The organism is Quyinboa ferrireducens (assembly GCF_042436675.1).
Taxonomy (GTDB): domain Bacteria; phylum Bacteroidota; class Bacteroidia; order Bacteroidales; family UBA5342; genus JBHJHP01.
The window spans coordinates 1-2,487 of record NZ_JBHMVA010000050.1; the positions used below are offsets into that span (position 1 = coordinate 1).

2 protein-coding genes are annotated in these 2,487 nt (G+C 36.0%); both read right to left on the reverse strand.

The window, feature by feature from the left end:
- A partial coding sequence (locus tag ACE01N_RS20275; protein ID WP_380592864.1) for a LamG domain-containing protein occupies nucleotides 1–1,577 on the reverse strand: 1,577 nt, incomplete at its 3' end.
- A 12-nt stretch (nucleotides 1,578–1,589) separates the two neighbouring features.
- Complete coding sequence (locus ACE01N_RS20280) at nucleotides 1,590–2,147, reverse strand: DUF4347 domain-containing protein (protein ID WP_380592866.1); 558 nt, start codon at nucleotides 2,145–2,147, stop codon at nucleotides 1,590–1,592.
- Between the last annotated feature and the right edge of the window lie 340 nt (nucleotides 2,148–2,487).

A 2,487-nucleotide genomic window follows, 5' to 3' on the forward strand; every position in this document is an offset into this window, starting at 1 on the left:
TGCCCTACAGTCCAGTCATCTGTCGAAACGGCATCAACAGCTTTCCATTTCCACTCTGATACGGCTATGCCATTATCGGACCCTCCATCAACATCGTAAGAATTATTGGTTAAACCACCTGTTGATGACACATAACTGAAACTGGCAATCGGTTTCCTGTGAAAATAAAGTGTCGTAGGATCTGTTGGTAAATCCTCGAACGTAAATGTATATTTACCAGGCTTATCATAATACTCAGGTACATCCTCCAGGTATATGTTCTGCCAGGAGGCCAGACCCAGGTCATTGGAAAAGAAAGTATTATCATGACTGATCTTCCAGCGCCCACTGGGATAATCTGAATTGGCAGTTCCCGATTTCATCTCGGATGGATCAACATCTATCTCTACAGATGTACCCGCTATAAAATATTCCCCTTCTACAGTCTCTGTTACATACTGATCATAGATATATTGAGCAATAGCCTCAATCCAGGTACTCCAGGATCCGCTACTCCTGTTTATAAAAATTCCTTTTGCACTGTTTTGTGCAATAAAACGTTCATATTGACTCTTATTGGCGTCTATTCCCCATCCTAAATAATGAATATCTTCGTTGATACAACGCATCAGAATTTCTGATAAATCGTCATCATAGTCGAAATCTTCAACTTCAAGGTCATCCAGGTTAACGTTAAACCTTAAAGCACTGTTGCGCCACTGTGGTTCACGTAAAACATCCTTGAATTTTCTTAGGGTAAGTTTTGTAACCTCCATATTTTTAAATGTGGCCGCCGGCTGACTATTGGAGAAGAAACCATAACTTCCCGTTATATCAGATGGAGCATCGTAATCGACAACAAGAACATCATCCATCCATATTTTTGCATTACTGCCGTTAACTTCCAATTTAAGATGATACCACGTGCTGTGATTGGAAGGCGAGAAGATGGTATTTCTGCAATCTACCAAACCTTTCACATAATATCTCTCATCCACACTGACACCATTATCTTTTGTTATCTGATATAAACCAGAGGCAAAACCATGGCTTGGAATAAATTCCGAAGTATTCAATGCTCTGACTGCTCCTGAGAAGTTAAATAAATAGGCACCTACTGGGCCGTTTTCCATTCCAAATGTTATCCCCATATCATCATTATCGCTCCCTTCAGTGCTTAGCATATCTACTTCGAGTGTATATTTTGAAGAGGTAAATTCAGGATCATAAAACCCTGCTAACATATCATTATTCAAACGTCTTATATACTTATAAGCATCTACAAATTCCCAGGTTTCACTATTGTAACCATACCTTGTCCATGTATCAAAAATGGCCTTGGCATCTTCTGAATTTGAAGAAGTAGTTGAACGTTCAAAAGCTTCAACGCGAAGCTTATCAGATGGAATACCTCTATTTTGCAACGCTGTATTTAAATCCGTTTCAAAATTATCAATATTAAGATCCGATAATCCTATGGTCATCATAACGTCAATATTCGGTCCCTGCGTAACAGTCATATTAACGGTTTGTGCCTGTACTGACTGGATATAAACAAGTGTCAATACAGTTAACAGGTAAGTGTAAATATTTTTCATGAGTTATATATTTTAGAAATTATAAGGATAATCTTTCAATTTTTCTTCATCGAAAATGGGTTCATATGTAACCTCTGTGTTGGTTTGATATTCCAGAACCCAGTCTCCACCTGCTTCTTTTCCTGCAGTAGTGGTTGTTGAAGCTGAGACATCGAGATTGGTAATTTCAGCTATTTTATTTATCAGAGCTTTCCCCTCATCAACTTCTGCAAGATTTGAACCATAAAACAGCAAAGAAATGTCCTTATTCTTAAGAAGCTCTAAATCAAATACATTAGTAATTGAATTTACATCATAACTAATTCCTCCGATAATAAGTTCTCCCTCAGAAGATGGCAGCAGAAAATGTACTTGTGAAATTGTGGGTTCCTTTGATAACATCTGATATATTTCAAACCAGACCTCAGATTGTTGATTAACAATCAGAATATTTGCTTCTCTCAATGTTGAGCTTTTAAGCAAATCAATGTTCTGAATACTCTCATCAATTACAACCAGGTCCCTGGTTTGAGAAAGTACATTCAGACTTACTCCTAAAAAAAGTAATAAAATGGATACAAAATTTTTCATGGCTTTGAGACTTTATATAAATAAATTTATCGTATTATATATGTAAATATGATGTAAAATTACGATACATTTATTTAAATTCCTAATTTTATTTAACTTAATAGCTTATTTTTTTAACATTAAATTAATTTTTATCCTATTTGCATTCAAATTTTCAGGTTAATGGCCAGCCAGGATTATCCTATAAAAAAAGGGAGGTGTATTGAGCACCTCCCTTTTTACTGTACGTAAAATATACCTACTGTTTTATGAGTTTCATATTCGCAATTGCTTCAGAATTCTGGATAATCCTGATCAGATATATTCCTGCTGGCTGATCACTGATATCAATCCTTTCCTT